Origin of the sequence: Streptomyces sp. BBFR51 (assembly GCF_044591655.1) — a bacterium.
Taxonomy (GTDB): Bacteria; Actinomycetota; Actinomycetes; order Streptomycetales; family Streptomycetaceae; genus Streptomyces.
The window spans coordinates 3,055,458-3,070,513 of sequence record NZ_CP172448.1; the positions used below are offsets into that span (position 1 = coordinate 3,055,458).

At 75.5% G+C, this 15,056-nt stretch carries 14 protein-coding genes; 9 read left to right on the top strand and 5 right to left on the bottom strand.

The features are described 5' to 3' along the window. Nucleotides 1–55 precede the first annotated feature (55 nt). Complete coding sequence (chpG, locus tag ACGH7X_RS13820) at nucleotides 56–295, bottom strand: chaplin ChpG (protein WP_007449696.1); 240 nt, start codon at nucleotides 293–295, stop codon at nucleotides 56–58. A 264-nt stretch (nucleotides 296–559) separates the two neighbouring features. Here chpG and ACGH7X_RS13825 point away from each other — a divergent pair, with 264 nt between their 5' ends. Genes ACGH7X_RS13825 through ACGH7X_RS13860 form a run of 8 tightly spaced genes read left to right on the top strand, consistent with a single transcriptional unit; the run spans nucleotide 560 to nucleotide 10,453 of the window. Beyond that, nucleotides 560–1,882, top strand: coding sequence for a glycosyltransferase (locus ACGH7X_RS13825; protein WP_399885129.1), 1,323 nt, complete (start codon nucleotides 560–562; stop codon nucleotides 1,880–1,882). Next, the gene (locus tag ACGH7X_RS13830) at nucleotides 1,879–3,327 is read left to right on the top strand and encodes a sugar transferase (protein WP_399885131.1); all 1,449 of its coding nucleotides are present in this window, start codon (nucleotides 1,879–1,881) and stop codon (nucleotides 3,325–3,327) included. Before ACGH7X_RS13825 ends, ACGH7X_RS13830 begins: the two co-directional genes overlap by 4 nt. A 5-nt stretch (nucleotides 3,328–3,332) precedes the next feature. Next, nucleotides 3,333–4,655 carry an O-antigen ligase family protein gene (locus ACGH7X_RS13835; protein WP_399885133.1) on the top strand — a complete coding sequence of 441 codons (1,323 nt, stop codon included), beginning with the start codon at nucleotides 3,333–3,335 and terminating at the stop codon, nucleotides 4,653–4,655. Then, nucleotides 4,652–6,682 (top strand): murein biosynthesis integral membrane protein MurJ, encoded by a 2,031-nt coding sequence (gene murJ / locus ACGH7X_RS13840; protein ID WP_399885135.1) that lies wholly within the window; start codon nucleotides 4,652–4,654, stop codon nucleotides 6,680–6,682. Before ACGH7X_RS13835 ends, murJ begins: the two co-directional genes overlap by 4 nt. Before the next feature lie 37 nt (nucleotides 6,683–6,719). Beyond that, nucleotides 6,720–7,409 carry a polysaccharide deacetylase family protein gene (locus tag ACGH7X_RS13845; RefSeq protein WP_399885137.1) on the top strand — a complete coding sequence of 230 codons (690 nt, stop codon included), beginning with the start codon at nucleotides 6,720–6,722 and terminating at the stop codon, nucleotides 7,407–7,409. Between the two features lies 1 nt (nucleotide 7,410). Continuing rightward, nucleotides 7,411–8,571, top strand: a complete 1,161-nt coding sequence (locus ACGH7X_RS13850; protein ID WP_399885139.1) for a glycosyltransferase — start codon at nucleotides 7,411–7,413, stop codon at nucleotides 8,569–8,571. Continuing rightward, nucleotides 8,568–9,296 (top strand): lipopolysaccharide biosynthesis protein, encoded by a 729-nt coding sequence (locus ACGH7X_RS13855; protein WP_399885141.1) that lies wholly within the window; start codon nucleotides 8,568–8,570, stop codon nucleotides 9,294–9,296. Before ACGH7X_RS13850 ends, ACGH7X_RS13855 begins: the two co-directional genes overlap by 4 nt. Beyond that, nucleotides 9,293–10,453, top strand: coding sequence for a GNAT family N-acetyltransferase (locus ACGH7X_RS13860; protein ID WP_399885143.1), 1,161 nt, complete (start codon nucleotides 9,293–9,295; stop codon nucleotides 10,451–10,453). The genes ACGH7X_RS13855 and ACGH7X_RS13860 overlap by 4 nt, the downstream gene beginning before the upstream one ends. 22 nt (nucleotides 10,454–10,475) lie before the next feature. On the opposite strand, the gene ACGH7X_RS13865 is transcribed toward ACGH7X_RS13860, so the two are convergent. Beyond that, nucleotides 10,476–11,660, bottom strand: coding sequence for a glycoside hydrolase family 26 protein (locus ACGH7X_RS13865; RefSeq protein WP_399885145.1), 1,185 nt, complete (start codon nucleotides 11,658–11,660; stop codon nucleotides 10,476–10,478). A 154-nt stretch (nucleotides 11,661–11,814) separates the two neighbouring features. Between ACGH7X_RS13865 and ACGH7X_RS13870 the strand changes: the two genes are divergently transcribed. Then, entirely contained in the window at nucleotides 11,815–13,122 is a 1,308-nt protein-coding gene (locus ACGH7X_RS13870; protein WP_399885147.1) for an ATP-grasp domain-containing protein, read from the top strand. Nucleotides 13,123–13,192: 70 nt separating this feature from the next. On the opposite strand, the gene chpA is transcribed toward ACGH7X_RS13870, so the two are convergent. The 3 genes from chpA to rdlA all read right to left on the bottom strand — a co-directional run bounded on the left by chpA (nucleotide 13,193) and on the right by rdlA (nucleotide 15,016). Next, nucleotides 13,193–13,963 carry an LAXTG-anchored chaplin ChpA gene (gene chpA / locus ACGH7X_RS13875; protein ID WP_399885149.1) on the bottom strand — a complete coding sequence of 257 codons (771 nt, stop codon included), beginning with the start codon at nucleotides 13,961–13,963 and terminating at the stop codon, nucleotides 13,193–13,195. A 144-nt stretch (nucleotides 13,964–14,107) separates the two neighbouring features. Beyond that, on the bottom strand, nucleotides 14,108–14,335 hold the full coding sequence (chpD, locus tag ACGH7X_RS13880) for a chaplin ChpD (protein ID WP_064727947.1): 228 nt from the start codon (nucleotides 14,333–14,335) through the stop codon (nucleotides 14,108–14,110). Nucleotides 14,336–14,620: 285 nt separating this feature from the next. Continuing rightward, nucleotides 14,621–15,016, bottom strand: coding sequence for a rodlin RdlA (gene rdlA / locus ACGH7X_RS13885; protein ID WP_399885151.1), 396 nt, complete (start codon nucleotides 15,014–15,016; stop codon nucleotides 14,621–14,623). Nucleotides 15,017–15,056 lie beyond the last annotated feature (40 nt).

A 15,056-nucleotide genomic window follows, 5' to 3' on the forward strand; every position in this document is an offset into this window, starting at 1 on the left:
CCGCTCGCGGAGAACCGCGGTACGGACGGCCGGCAGGAGGAGTTGCGAGCCGACGTCAGTCGTTCTCGCACTCGTTGCCGAACGCCGGGTTCAGCAGGCCGATGACGTCGATGGTGTTACCGCAGACGTTGACCGGGATGTGGACCGGGACCTGCACCACGTTGCCGGACAGGACGCCCGGGGAGTGGGCGGCGGCGGCCTGCGCGCCGCTGTCGGCAGCGGCGACACCGGCGGTGCCCGCCACCGCGGCGGCGGCGACGGAGGTCAGGGCCAGGCCCTTCGCGATACGCGACATGGAGAAGTGCTCCTTGGGGGTTGTCACACACATCCGGGCGGCTGCCCGGCGCAGTGTCAACGCGTGGCACGGGCGTGAGTTGTGCCGCCAAAGGGGTGATCCGGCGAAATACCGGCGTTCACAAATCCAACACACTTACCCGGTTTCGCCGTATTAGTACGGATAGCGGTTAGAGTCCCACACCATTCGACGCATCCGACGCACCCCTTTTGCACCATGGGGGACACCGGCCGAGGGACGTGCTCCGTAAGCGAGGAAACGCGCATGCACCTGCCACCGACCGGCTTACGGCCGCGGGTTCTGCACATCACCCAGCCGGTGGACGGCGGGGTCGCCCGGGTGGTGACGGATGTGACGCGGGCTCAGCTCGCCGCCGGGCTGCGCGTCGCGGTCGCCTGTCCCGACGGGCCTCTCGCCGACCGGCTGCGTTCGCTGGGTGCCGACGTGCGGCACTGGCCGGCGACGCGCTCGCCGGGCCCGGCGCTGCTGCCGGAGGTACGGCGGCTCGTCCGCGTGCTGGCGGACGTACGGCCCGACGTGGTGCACGCGCACAGCGCGAAGGCCGGTCTCGCGGGGCGGCTCGCCGTACGGGGCCGGATCCCGACCGTGTTCCAGCCGCACGCCTGGTCGTTCGAGGCGGTCGGCGGGGCTCCCGCGGCCCTCGCGCTCGGCTGGGAGCGGTGGGCGGCCCGGTGGGCGGCCCGGACGGTGTGCGTGAGCGAGGCGGAGCGGTTGCGGGGCGTGCGGGCCGGGGTCCGCGGGCCCTGGACGGTGATCCCGAACGGCATCGACCTCGACCGCTTCCACACCGGCGCCCGCGACGACACGGAGGTCGACGCGGACGTCGACGCGGTCCACGGCGTACGGCTGCGGCACGGCGTCGCACCGCACGCCCCGTTGGTGGTCTGCGTGGGGCGGCTGTGCCGGCAGAAGGGACAGGACGTCCTGCTGAGCGCCTGGGAGTCGGTCCACGCGCGGGTGCCCCACGCCCGGCTGGTCCTCGTCGGCGACGGCCCGGACCGCATCCGGCTCGCCGAGCGGGCCCCGGCGTCCGTGCTGTTCGCGGGCGCCGTCGCCGACGCGGCAGTCTGGTACCGGGCCGCCGACCTGGTCGTGCTGCCGTCGCGCTGGGAGGGCATGGCGCTGGCGCCGCTGGAGGCGATGGCCTGTGGGCGGCCCGTAGTGGTGACCGACGTGGACGGCGCCCGCGAGGGCCTGCCGCCGGCCCTCGTACCGCACTGTCTGGTGCCGCCCGAGGACCCCTCGGCGCTGGCCGACGCCGTGACCGCGCTGCTGCGCGACGCCCCGCTGCGCACGTCGCTCGGCCACCGGGGCCGCGCGCACGTCCGGTCCGCGCACGACGTACGGCACACCGCGGCGGCGGTCGCGGCGGTGTACGGCGACCTCCTCGGCACCGCACGCACGACCGGAACGCACGCCGTCCACGACGACGGCCCCACCGGCGCGGACATGTCTCTCCCGCACGGACCGTCCACCGCAGCGCCCCTCCTCCCCGGCGACCGGCCCGCAGCCGTGGACCGGCCGGCCGTCGTGCCCCTCGAGTACAGGGAGTCCACCCACCCGTGAGCGCGGAAAGCACCGTCCCCTCCCCCGCCGGCCAGTCGCGCGACCTCGGCTCGTCCCCCGTATCGGTGCTGCCGCAGCGCGACGGCACCGCGGGCCGCCGGCTGCCTGCCGGGCGTACCGCACCGCGCCCGGACTCCCCGTTGCCGCTGCTTCTCGCGGACGGCACGGCGGCCCTGCCGGGCTCGCTGGTCCTCACCGGCACCCCGCACCAGCCCCTGCTCGCCGCCCTGCTGGTCGCCGCCTCGCTGCTGCTGCGCCCGCGGCCGCACCCGGCCCGGCGGCCGCCCGGCGTGCTGGACGACCTGCCCGCCCTGTGCGGCCGCATCGCGGTGGTCTGGCTGACGCTGGCGGCGCTCGTCGCGGCGTACGCCCCACCGCACGCGCTGTCCGCGCGCACCCTGCTTCTCGGCTTCCTGCTGCACGCGGCGACGGGCTGCGCGGGCCGGGGCGCCGTGCACCGCAGACACCGTACGGCGCTGCTGAACCGCCCCGGCGCGGCCCTCGTCGTCGGGCCCGCCGCGACCGCCCAGCGCGTGGCCTCGGCGCTGCTGCGCCACCCGCGTTGCGGGGTGCGCCCCGTCGGGATCGTCACCGACGAGCCGGGCGGCACCTCGGGCCTGCCCGTGCTGTCCACGGGCGAGGAGGTGCGGCGGGCGGTCGTGCAGAACGGCGTACGGGACGTCCTGGCCGTGTACCCCGCCCTGCGGCCCCGGCAGACGGCGCTGGTGCGCGCGCTGGCCGAGTCGGGCTGCACGGTGTGGGAGGTCGACACGGACGCCCCCTCCCACGCCCAGGCCCCCTCGCCCGTCGGCCGTCACCGCATCGCCGGGTTCGCCTGCCGCCCCCTGCACCCGGGCCCTCGGCGGCCGGGCGGCGCCGGCAAGCGGCTGCTGGACGTGACGGTGTCCGGGGCGCTGTTGCTGCTGCTGAGCCCCCTGTTGCTGGCCTGTGCGACGGTGCTGAGGGTGCTGAGCGGGCCCGGCGTGCTGTTCCGGCAGGAGCGCGTAGGCAAGGACGGCCGGCCGTTCACGCTGTTGAAGTTCCGCACCCATCGCCCCGCCGACGCGCACGAGTCGGCGACCCGGTGGAGCGTGGCGGACGAGCGGCGGATGCCGTGGTTCTGCCGCTTCCTGCGGCGCTCGTCGCTCGACGAGCTGCTCCAGCTGTGGAACGTCTTCCGCGGCGACATGAGCCTGGTCGGCCCGCGCCCCGAACGCCCGTACTTCGTGGCGCAGTTCAGCCGGGCCCACCCCGGTTACGCCGCCCGCCACCGGGTGCAGGCCGGCATCACCGGCCTGGCCCAGATCAACGGGCTGCGCGGGGACACCTCCATCGAGGACCGGGCCCGCTTCGACAACGCCTATATCGACGACTGGTCGCTGTGGCAGGACGTGTGCATCCTGCTGCGTACCGCCGCCGCGCTCGTGCGTCCCACGGGGAGCTGAGCGGGGTGAGCGGCCACGCCCTGCCCCTGTGGTCCACCGGGAGCGTGCGGCGGCTGCCTCCCGTGCTGGCGGTGGTCGCGGTCGTCGCGCTGCTCGCCCTTCCCCTCGCGCCGGACGACGGGGGCGGCGCGCATCCGGCCGACGCGGTGTCCGCGCTGGTGGTGCTGTACTGCGTCGTGCGGCTGGTACGCGACCGGCGGCGTCCCCTGTCCCGTACGGCGGCCGTGGTGCTCGGCCTGCCCGTGCTGGGCCTGGCCGTCGCGGCCGTGGGCGCCGCCTCGCCGGGGGCCGCGCTCACCGGCCTCGGCCGCTACCTCCAGGTCTTCGTCCTCGTCCCCGCGGCCGTGGTGCTGCTGGTCCGCGACGAGGACGACGTACGGCTGCTCGCCCGGTCCATGGTCGCGCTGGCCGTGTGGCAGGGGGCGGTCGGCGTGCACCAGTACGTCACCGGGACCGGCGCCTCCTACCAGGGCGAGCGGATCAGGGCCGTGGGCACCTTCGGGCCGCAGGACGTGATGGGGATGGCGACCGTGGTCTCGCTCGGCGTGGTCTGCGCGGTCGGTCTCGCGCTGGGCCGGACACCGGTACGGCACCGGCTGCTCGCCGCCGGCTGCGCGCTCGCCCTGCTGCTGCCGCTGGCCCTGTCGTTCAGCCGCGGGGCGTGGATCGCGACGGCGGTGACGTGCGCGGCGCAGCTGCTGCTCGCCGGGGTGCGCAGGGCGCTCGCGGTGGGGGCGGCCGTGGTCGCGGCGGCGGTGGTGCTGGTCGGCGGGTTCGGGGTCGGTACGGCGATGCTCCAGGAGCGGGTGGGCAGTATCACGCAGGTCACCGACGCCCCGGACCAGTCGGTGACCGACCGGTACACGATGTGGGCGGCGGCGGCCGGCATGTGGCGGGAGCGTCCGCTGACCGGGGTGGGGCTGAAGGGCTTTCCCGAACACCGTGACTCGCACGCCTCGTTGGCGCTGTCCTCGGGCAGCGAGACCGACGGGGCGGGCGCCGGCTACCGCAGGCAGCCGCTGCTGTCCCCGCACAACATGTATCTGCTGGTGCTGGCCGAGCAGGGCCTGATCGGGCTGCTCGCGCTCGCCGGGAGCTGGCTGGCGCTGCTCGTGCTCGGCCTGCGCAGGCTGCGCGCCGTACGCCGGGAGCGGGGGGCCGGGCCGGACTGCGCGCTGGTCGCCTGCGGGCTGCTGGTGTGGCAGCTGACCGACTTCGCGTACGCCGACATCGGCGGGCCCTCGACCGTGCTGACGGCGGTGTGCTTCGGGCTGGCGGCCCGGTGGGCGCTCGGGTCCGGTACGGGGGACGGGGTAGCGGCGCGGTGAGGACGAGCCTGCCGGGGGCGGCGGACCGGGCGTCGTCGTCCGTCCTGGCGGCCCGGACCGTCGCGCCGAACGCGGACACCACGGCGGCCGCCGAGGACACCGCGGCCGCCGAAGGCACCGGAGCCCCCGAGAGCACCGCGGCCGCCGAGTGCACCGCAGCCCCCGAGGACACCGCAGCTTCCGAGAGCACGGCAGCCCCCGCCGGAAGCCGGTCCCCCGAGAGCACCGCAGCCCTCACCGGGAGCCGATCCCCCGAGAGCCGGTCCTCCGGGAGCCGATCCCCCGAAAGCCGATCCTCCGGCAGCCGATCCCCCGAAAGCCGGTCCTCCGCGGGCTTCCTCGCCCGCGCCGCCCTCGTCACGGCCGTGCTCTCGGTCGCCGGGTCGGTGCTCGGGCTGGCCCGGGACCAGGCGCTGGCGCGGCTGTTCGGGGCCGGGAGTGAGACGGATGCCTTCCTGGTGGCGTGGACGGTGCCGGAGTTCGCGGCGACGCTGCTGATCGAGGACGGGCTGGCCTTCGCGCTGGTCCCGATGTTCAGCCTGGCCCTGGCCCGCCGCGCGCGGGGCGCCCCGGGCGACCCGGTGCGCGCGCTGGTCGCCTCGACGCTGCCCCGGCTGGCGCCGGCCTTCGCCGCGGTCGGCGTGCTCGTGATCGTCTGTGCGCCCCAGCTGGTCCGGGCCCTGGCGCCGGGGCTGCCCGACCACGCCCTCGCGGTGGACTGCACCCGCCTCACCGCCACCTGCGTGGTCAGCTTCGGGCTCGCCGGGTACTGCAGCGCGGCGCTGCGGGCGCACCGGCGGTTCCTGGCCCCGGCGGCGATCTACGTCGCCTACAACACCGGCATCATCACGGCGATGTTCGTGCTGGGCGGGCGCTGGGGGGTGCGCTCGGCGGCGGTCGGGGTCGCGGCGGGCGGTGTCCTGATGGTGGCGGCGCAGTTGCCGTCGCTGCTGCGCCAGTTGCGGCGCCGGGACGGCGGCACGCGGCCGACACGCGCCAAGGAGGAGGACCCGGCACGCCCGCTCGCCCTCGCGCTGTTCGCGACCGTCCTGCTGTTCGGCCTGTGCCGCCAGTCCCAGGTCCTCATCGAGCGCTTCCTGGCCTCCGGGCTCCCCTCCGGGGCCATCTCGCACCTGAACTACGCGCAGAAGGTCGCCCAGATCCCGATGACGCTGTCGCTGATGCTGTGCACGGTCACCTTCCCGGTGGTGGCCCGCGCGCTGGCCGACGGCGACACCGAACGGGCCCGCGACCGGGTCGAGCGGGACGTGGCGCTGGCGGCCTGCCTGGTGCTGCTCGGCGCGGCCGCCGTCGTCGCCTGCGCCCCGCAGATCATCCACCTGCTCTTTCAGCGCGGCGCGTTCACGGCGGCGGACACGGCGGCGACCGCGGGCGTCATGCGCGTGTACGCCCTCGGGCTGCTCGGGCAGACCGTGGTGGGCGCGCTGGCCCGCTCCTACTTCTCGGCGGGCCGCGCCTCCTGGTACCCCTTCGGCGCGATGGCCGTCGGCATCGCCGCCACCGCGGGAGTCGGCGCCCGGGCCGTCGGCCCGTGGGGCGTGAGCGGCATCGCCGCCGCCAATGCCGCCGGGATCACCGTCACCGCCGCCCTGCTCCTCGCCGGGATGGGCCCGCGCAGCGTCCCGGTCCGGATCCCGCGGGTACTGGGCGACCTGGGCCGGCCGGTGCTGGCGGCGGCCGTGGCGACCGGCGCGGGCGCGCTGGTCGCGGGCCGGTTCGCCGCCCCCGGTGCCGCGCTGGCCGCCGGCACCGCGACCGTCGGCGCCGTCTTCGTCCTCCTCGGCCTGGCCCTGGGCGTCCAGGGCGTCGGCCCCGCCCTGATGTCAGTCCGCTCCCTCCCCCCGGTCCGCTCCGGCCGTCACATCCGCCCCGTCACGCGAAGGCTCCCGCATGGCCGTCTCAGCTTCCCCGCCCGCCTCCGATCCCGCCTCCGCCTCCGGTCCCACCTCCGATCCCGCCTCCGCCTCCGGTCCCGCCTCCGATCCCGCCTCCGCCGCGCCCGTTGACGCCGGCCGCCGCCCCGGCGCCGTCCCCTGGGTGGCGATGTACCACTCCGTCGGTGACCCCTCGGACGATCCGTACCGCATCACGGTCACGCCCGAACGGCTGGACGCTCAGCTCGGCTGGCTGCGGCGGCGCGGGCTGCGGGGCGTGCCGGTCGGCGAGCTGCTGGCCGCCCGGGCCCGGGGCGGGGGCGGTGACCTGGTGGGGCTGACCTTCGACGACGGGTACGCCGACTTCGTCGAGCACGCGCTGCCGTGCCTGCGCCGCCGGGGCTGCGGGGCCACCCTCTTCGTACTGCCGGGACGGCTCGGCGGCGACAACGCGTGGGACCCGCTGGGCCCGCGCAAGCCGCTGCTGACCGCGGACGGCATCCGGCGCGCCGCCGCCGAGGGCGTCGAGATCGGCTCGCACGGTCTCACCCACGTCGACCTGACCCGGGCGGACGACGCCGCGCTGAGGGCCGAGACCGCCGAAAGCAGAGCGCGGCTCGCGGAGCTGACCGGCGCTCCGGTCGCCGGCTTCTGCTACCCGTACGGCACGGTCGACGCCCGCGCCGCCGACGCCGTACGCGCCGCCGGCTACACCTACGCCTGCGCCATCGACCCCGGCCCGCTGACCGGCCCGTACGCCGTGCCGCGCGTGCACGTGGGCCAGAGCGACACGGCCGTACGCCTGCTGCTCAAGACCCGGCTGCACCGGTTGCGGCGCCGTCCCGCGACGGGGGTGTGAGGTGAAGGCCCTGCACGTCATCACCGGCCTCGGCGTCGGCGGCGCCGAGCAGCAACTGCGGCTGCTGCTGCGGCATCTCCCCGTCGACTGCGACGTCGTGACGCTCACCAACCCCGGCCCCGTCGCCGACGGGCTGCTGGCCGACGGGGTGAACGTCGTCCACCTCGGCATGACCGGCAACCGCGACCTGGCGGCGCTGCCCCGCCTCGCCCGCCTCATCCGCACCGGCGGCTACGACCTCGTGCACACCCACCTCTACCGCGCCTGCCTCTACGGCCGCATCGCCGCCCGCCTGGCCGGCGTACGGGCCGTCGTCGCCACCGAACACTCCCTCGGCGACTCCCAGATGGAGGGCCGCCCGCTCACCCCGGGCGTCCGCGCCCTGTACCTGGCCGGGGAGCGGCTGGGCAGCGCCACCGTCGCGGTCTCCCCCACCGTCGCCGACCGGCTGCGGCGCTGGGGCGTGCCCGAGCCCCGCATCGAGATCGTCCCGAACGGCATCGACCTGGCCCGCTTCCGCTTCGATCCCGTCGCCCGGCTGCGCACCCGCCGCCGCCTCGGCCTGCCCGAGGGCGCGTACGTCGTCGGCGGCGTCGGCCGGCTCACCGCGGCCAAACGCTTCGACGTCCTGGTCCGTGCGCTGGCCCGGCTCCCCGGCGACTGCTGGCTGCTGCTGGTCGGTGGCGGCCCCCAGGAGCACCTGCTGCGCCGTACGGCCCACGAGGCCGGGGTCGCCGACCGCGTCCTGCTCACCGGCGAACGCCCGTACCTGCCCGACGGCTCCCCCGGTCCCGACCTGCCCGCGCTCGCCGCCGCGATGGACGTCCTCGCGTCGCCGTCCCCGGAGGAGGCCTTCGGCCTGGCCGCCGTGGAGGGCCTCGCGTCCGGGCTGCCGGTGCTGTACGCGTCCTGCCCGGCGATCGAGGACCTGCCTCCGATGTCCGCGCCCACGGCACGGCGCGTCACCGGCGGCGCCGGGGAGTTCGCGCGCGCCCTCGCCGAGGTCCGCGCGGCCGGCGGCGCGGTCCCGGGACCGCGCCTCGCGCCCGGGGCGGCCGCCCACTACTGCGTCACCCGCAGCGCCGCCCGGCTGATGGACGTGTACGCCACCACCCTCACGCACCCGTTGTCCCCGGCACCCCAGGGAGGCAGTTCCGCATGACCGAGCCCCTCACCCAGTCCCCGGCCGAACCGGCGGCGGACCACGCGACCGAGCCGCCCGCCCGTCCGCGCCGTCCGCGCCGCGCGCGCACCGCCCTGCACGGCGCCGTGCGGCGCCTGCGTTCCCTGCCGCCCTGGTCCCCGCTCGCGGCCGGTGTCCTGGCCGGCGGACTGCTCGGCGCCGGGTACGGTCTGCTCGCCACGCCGCAGTACACGGCGACCAGTTACGTCGTCGCCGTCCCCTCCGACAAGTCCGACCCGGCGTCCGCGCTGGGCTTCGCGCAGGCCTACGGCCGGGTCGCCACGCAGCTCGCGGTGCTCGGGGACGCGCAGATGTGGGCGCACGTGCCGGTGGCGACCCTGGAGGAGAGCGTGCGCACCGCGACCTCGCCGGACGCGCCGATGGTCTCGGTGACGGCCACCTCCGAACACCCCGAGGAGGCCGCCGACATGGCCAACGCGGTCGCCCGCGCACTGACCCGGCACGCGGCCGCCTCCGCCGACGACACCCACGTGGAGCTGCGGCAGTTCGCGCGGGCCACCGAGCCCACCGAGGCGTCCTCGGCGTCCGCCGCCGTCACGGGTCTCGTGGGCGCGAGCGCGGGCGGTCTGCTGGGCGGGCTGGCCCTGCTGGTCCGCCCGCGCCGCACCGCCCGGGAGCCGGGCCGGGCAGCCGCGGCCGTCCCCGGACCGGCGTCGGCGGCCGACGTCCGCGGACAGCTGTGACGTCCCCGGTGCGGCACCCGCGCGCACTCCCGCCCGGCCGCACGACCGACCTGGTCACCGAACTGGTCACGGACGGGCGCGCCTTCGCCGCACTGGCCCCGCAGTGGGCGCGGCTGTACGGCCGGTGTGCCACCGCGACCCCGTTCCAGAGCCACGCCTGGCTGCTCTCCTGGTGGCGTTCGTACGGCTCGGGCGGCCGGCTGCGGCTGGTGCTGGCCCGCGACGGCCGCGAACTGGTCGCCGCCGCACCGCTGACGCTCGTACGGCGCCCGGTGCCCGCGCTGGTGCCGCTGGGCGGGGCGATCTCGGACTACGGGGACGTCCTGCTGGACGACGAGCGCGGTCAGGACGCGGTGACCGCGCTCACCGAAGGCCTCGCCGCGGCGGCCCGCACCGCGCTGATCGACCTGCGCGAGGTGCGGCCGGGCGCCGCCGCCGAGCGGGTCTACGAACGCTGGCGCGGGCCCCGCCGCCGGGTGGCGGACTCGCTCTGCCTGGAACTGCCCGCCCTCCCGATGGACCAACTGGTCGCCCGGCTGCCCTCGGCCAAGGCCAGGCAGCGGGTCCGCGCGCAGCTGCGCCGGCTGGACGCGCTCGGCGTCAAGAGCCGGCCGGTGCTGCCCGACGAGGCGGAGGCGGCGCTGCGGCGGCTGCTCGAGCTGCACCGGTTGCAGTGGCAGGGGCGGAAGGTGACGGGCGAGCACCTGCGCGCACGGTTTCGCGAGCATCTGGTGCGCGCGGTGGGGCCGATGGTGCGGGCCGGGGACGCGGTGGTCACCGAGTTCCGGATGGACGACGAGGTGGTGGCCGTGGACGTGACGCTGCTGTCGCGCCGGCTGGCCGGCGGCTACCTGTACGGCGCGCATCCCCGGCTGCGGGAGCGGCGGGCGGACGTGGCGGTGATGCTGCTGGAGGCGTGCGCCGAGCACGCCCGCCTCCCGGGGCGCGGCACGCTGAGCCTGCTGCGGGGCGACGAGCCGTACAAGCACCACTGGCGCCCGGAGCCGGCGGTGAACCAGCGGCTGCTGCTGGCCCGCCGGCGCACCGCGCCGCTGCTTGCGGCGGCCCTGTGCGACGACGCCGCCCGGCGGCGCGGCAAGGAGCTGCTGCGCCGGCGCGCCCAGCGGAAGGAGCGCGACGGTGACGGCGGCCCCTGACCGGTCCCGCCGCCACCGGCCGCTACTTGTCGCGCGAGTACCAGTCGAGCCGCATGCAGAGCTTCCCGCCGAGCCAGTACTCGACCCAGTCGCCGAGCTCCAGCGGCGAGCAGCCGACTGGTGGCTGCGGCGTGGTGGACGGCACCGGGGGCACGGGCGGTGCGGTGGGCGTGGCGGGCGCGCTGGGCTCCGGGGCCGTCGGTGCGGGCTCGTCGGTGCGGCCGAAGAGCACGGACCGGTAGACGGCGGTGGAGCGGGGATTGTCGTCGCACTGCCACACGCCGTGCGGGCAGTAGTCGGTGACCGTGTTGTAGACGGGTTTGTGCTCGTCCATCCAGGCCAGCATGCGCCGCATGTACGCGGCGTTGTCGCCGTTGCGGAACAGCCCCCACTCGGGATAGGAGATCGGCTTTCCGTGCGCCTTCGCGAAATCCACGTGCGCCTGGAGTCCGTAGGGTTCCTTCACCTGTTCGTCGAACTTCATTCCGCGTGGCTGGTCGTACGAGTCCATGCCGATGATGTCGACGGTGGCGTCCCCCGGATAGCACTGCGTCCAGGGCACGGCGTCCTGCCCGCGGCTCGGCGCGAAGTCGAACCGGAACTTCTGGCCGGGCACCGCGCGCATGGTGGTGACGATCCGGTTCCAGTACGTCTTCCAGGCCTCGGGGTCGGGGCCGCAGCGGTGGGTGTAGGTGGTGCCGTTCATCTCCCAGCCGAGCACGAGGACCGTGTCCGGCACCTTGAGTGCGACGAGGCGTTCGGCGAGGGCCCGGAAGTGGTGGTCGAAGCGTCCGGCGGCGCCCTGGCGCAGCAGTTCGCGCACCTCGTCGTCGTCGACGTGCTCCTCGTTGCGCTCCATCATGGGCACGTTGAGGACGAGCATCCGGTCGGCCTTGCGGGTGCGCCAGTCGGCCCACACGTCGAGGAAGCCGGGGGCGCCCTCGATGTTGCTCCAGCGGTCGCCGGGCAGGTAGGTGTGGCCGACGCGCAGTTCGGCGTCGCCGAGCCAGTGGCTCAGGGCGGCCATCCGGGCCACGCCGCGCGGGCCGTAGTCCAGGTAGGCGCCGAAGGCTGGCGTGGGTTCGGGCGCGGCCGGTTCGCCGGCGGCGACACCGGGGCCCGCGGCCAGCAGCGCCGCCGCCGCGATCGCCGTCGCCGCGGCGCGTGCCGGGCGCCTGGACCGGTTCCGTGACTGCCGAACGGCCATGCCGGCTCCTTTCGTCGCCGTGAATTGCACTCCGTTACTGACACCCAGTCATATGAAATGCCATCACGCCACCGCCGTTACGGCTTTCGAGTGCGCCTGTCGCCCGCACCGGTGAACCGAATCGTCGAACGCCCGCATACGAAGGAAGAATCCCGTGTCGCTGTTCGACACCCGTGTCCCCGCCGTTGTGCTGCGGATCGACCGGAATCCCTTTCACCACGGAACGCTGGGTGCCGTGCGTTCCCTCGGCCGCGCGGGGGTGGACGTGCACGTGGTCGCCGACTGCGCGGACAGCCCGGTCGGCGCCTCCCGCTACCTGAGCCGGCTGCACACTCCCCCGCCGCCCGGCGCGTCGCCCGCCGACATCGCGGTGGTCCTGCGCCGTGTCGCCGCGCGGATCGCCCGGCCCGCCGTGCTGATCGCGATGGACGACGCGTGTGCCGTGGCGGTGGGCCGGGCGCGGGCGGAACTGGGGCCCGCGTATCTGCTGCCCGACCAGCCGGGGGCGCTGGCCGAACGCGTGGCCGACAAGGCGGAGCTGGCCGGGGTGTGCGCGGCCCTGGACGTTCCGCACCCCGAGACCCTCGTCCCGGACGGCCCGGCCGAGGCCGCGCGGGCCGCGTGGCGCCTCGGCCTGCCGGTGGTGGCGAAGTGGAGCCGGCCCTGGCTGGTGCCCCCGGACGGCGGGCTGCGCAGCACCGTGCTGGTGCGCTCGGCGCGGGAGGCCGGGGAGCTGTACCGGCGGGCCGAGGAGGCGGGCAGCAGGCTGCTGCTCCAGGCGTTCCTGCCACCGGGTCCCGACCGGGACTGGTTCTTCCACGGGTACGCGGACCGCTCGGGCGCGGTCCGGGCGGGCGGTCCCGGCCGCAAGACCCGCGCCAGGCCGCGCGGTGCCGGTCTGACGGCGGTGGGCCGCTGGACGCCGAACCCGCAGGTGCGGGCGCTCGCCGAGCGGGTCACCGCCGAGCTGGGCTACCGGGGCGTGTTCGACCTCGACTTCCGGCGCTGCGGCACGACGGGCCGCTATCACCTGCTGGACTTCAATCCGCGTCCCGGCGCCCAGTTCCGGCTCTTCACCGACACGGCCGGGCTGGACGTCGTACGCGCCCTGCACCTGGACCTGACCCACCGGCCGCTGCCGCAGGGGGCGCCGCGGCCGGGGCGGACGTTCGTGGTGGAGAACTACGCGCCGCTGAGCGCCCTGCGTCCGGCTCCGGAGGGACGCGAGCTGGCCTGGCACGCGCCGGACGACCGGGCGCCGGGCCGGGCCCTGTGGGCCCTGTGGGGCCGCCATGTGAGCGCACGGCTGCGGGAGCGCCTGCGCCGGGGCGACGCGCGTCCGGGCGCCGGGGCCCCGGCGCGTGCCCGCGTCGTACGCCAGGCCTCCGCGCCGCCCGGCGACCGCACCGGTGCCTCGGACCGCTCGGACCGTTCCGACGAGGACCGGGCGGGCAGCCACTGACGCGGCGCGCACGACGCCCCCGGTGGCCCGTGTGGGCCGGCCGGGGGCGTCGGGACGAACAGGGGTGGGGTCAGCGGCCGGCGACGGCCCGGCCCCGGCGGTACAGGATCGCTCCGCCCGCGATCAGCACGGCACCGGCGGCCGCGGCACCCAGCGTGCCCTCGCTGCCGGTCTCCGCCAGGGCGGGCGGCTGCTCCGTCTGGGGAGTCGGCGGGGTGTGCTCCTCCTCGGTGGGCGGCGGGGTCTCCTCCTCGGGGGGCGGAGGCTTCTCCTCGTCGGTGGGCGGCGGGGGCTCCTCCTCGCCGTAGCCCGGGGGCGTGGTCGGGGGCGGCTCCTCCTCGCCGTACCCGGGGGGCTCCTCGGAGCTGTTCTCGCACGCGTTGCCGAAGACCGGGTTCAGCGCGGCGATCACGTCGATCGTGTTGCCGCAGAGGTTCACCGGCACGTCGACGGGGACCTGCGCGTTGTTGCCGGAGCCGACGCCGGGCGAGCCCTCGCTCACGCCTTCCGCGTGGGCGCCGGAGGAGGACGAGGAGGTCGGGGACGAGGACTGGGCGTCCTCCCCGTACCCACCGCCCGAGCCGCCCCGCTGCTCGTCCGAGCTGTTCTCGCACTCGTTGCCGAAGGCGGGGTTGAGCACGGCGATCACGTCGACGGTGTTGCCGCAGGCGTTCACCGGCACGTCGATGGGGGCCTGGACGGCGTTGCCGGACGCGGCGCCCGGCGAGTTCTTGGCGGCCCCGTCCGCATGCGAGTCGGCAAGGGCGGGGCTGCCGCACAGGGAAAGGATGCCCGTCGCGGCGGCTGCCGCGACCATCCCCCTGCTCAGGGTCTGTCGCACTCTGGTTGTCTTCCTGCTTGTAGAGATGAGAGATGGCTGGAGAGCCAACTGGGGGGACGGGCTGCAGAAAGGGGAAAAGCCGGCCCTGAACCAAACGAGTTGGCCAAGGCCGGCCGTGACGCAGCCGGTCGGTGCGGAACGACGTCAGTCGTTCTCGCACTCGTTGCCGAACGCCGGGTTCAGCAGACCAACGACGTTGATGCTGTTGCCGCACACGTTGACGGGAACGTGCACGGGAACCTGGATGACGTTGCCGGACAGGACGCCCGGGGAGCCTACGGCGGCCCCCTCGGCGCCGGCGTCGGCGAAGGCCGGGGCGGCCATGCCGAGGGCCATGATCGCGCCCGCGACGACAGCAGCGCTCTTCTTCATGAACTTTCCCTTCTCTGCGGTCATGCCTGAATGACGGCCGAAACCGCGCGAGCACAGCATTGACGGCTCGCACCATGACCTGCAGCCTGCAAACGAGGAATTGACGGCCGGAGAAACTACTGAACGTGGGACACCCCGAAATTCACTCGGATGCCTCACGACACGGCCCGGCCGTTCCCCCAGGAGAGCGACGACGTCGTTCCGCTCCCCGGCGAAATCCCGACCGTTACGGCCGGGCGGCCCACGGGGAGGTCAGCAGGCCGCCCGGGCCGGGCGGAATACGGCTCAGCGGCCCTCGCCGTTCGCCGACAGCACCGACAGGTCTTCCAGGACGTGCGACAGGGCGCCATCCCGCTTGGCCTGCGTGGAGTTGTCCGCGCACTGCTGGTTCAGGTCGTCCGACAGGACGCTGACGTCCTGGATCGGGACGAGGTTGATGACGGCGGCGTTGACGTCCTCGACACCGAGGCACGGCTTGTTCAGCGAGCCCTCGACCAGCGACAGCTGCGGGCTCATGTCGCCCTTGGTCGCCGAGTTGCCGAACGCCGACGTGGCGCCGTTGCCGTTGGCCACGGCCGGCCCGTTGTCGTCCCCGATGGCAAGAGCCTGGGGAGCGGCGGCAGCCGACATGCCGATCACAGAAGCGGCAGCCGCCGCGGCGACCATTGCCTTCTTGAGCACTTCGCGTTCCTTTCGTCGTAGCGACGCACTGTCCTACGGC

Bases quoted from the DNA above. Each gene is read 5' to 3' on its own strand.
- chpG (WP_007449696.1), bottom strand. From the start codon at position 295: ATGTCGCGTATCGCGAAGGGCCTGGCCCTGACCTCCGTCGCCGCCGCC.
- ACGH7X_RS13825 (WP_399885129.1), top strand. From the start codon at position 560: ATGCACCTGCCACCGACCGGCTTACGGCCGCGGGTTCTGCACATCACC.
- ACGH7X_RS13845 (WP_399885137.1), top strand. From the start codon at position 6,720: ATGTACCACTCCGTCGGTGACCCCTCGGACGATCCGTACCGCATCACG.
- ACGH7X_RS13855 (WP_399885141.1), top strand. From the start codon at position 8,568: ATGACCGAGCCCCTCACCCAGTCCCCGGCCGAACCGGCGGCGGACCAC.
- ACGH7X_RS13865 (WP_399885145.1), bottom strand. From the start codon at position 11,660: ATGGCCGTTCGGCAGTCACGGAACCGGTCCAGGCGCCCGGCACGCGCC.
- chpD (WP_064727947.1), bottom strand. From the start codon at position 14,335: ATGAAGAAGAGCGCTGCTGTCGTCGCGGGCGCGATCATGGCCCTCGGC.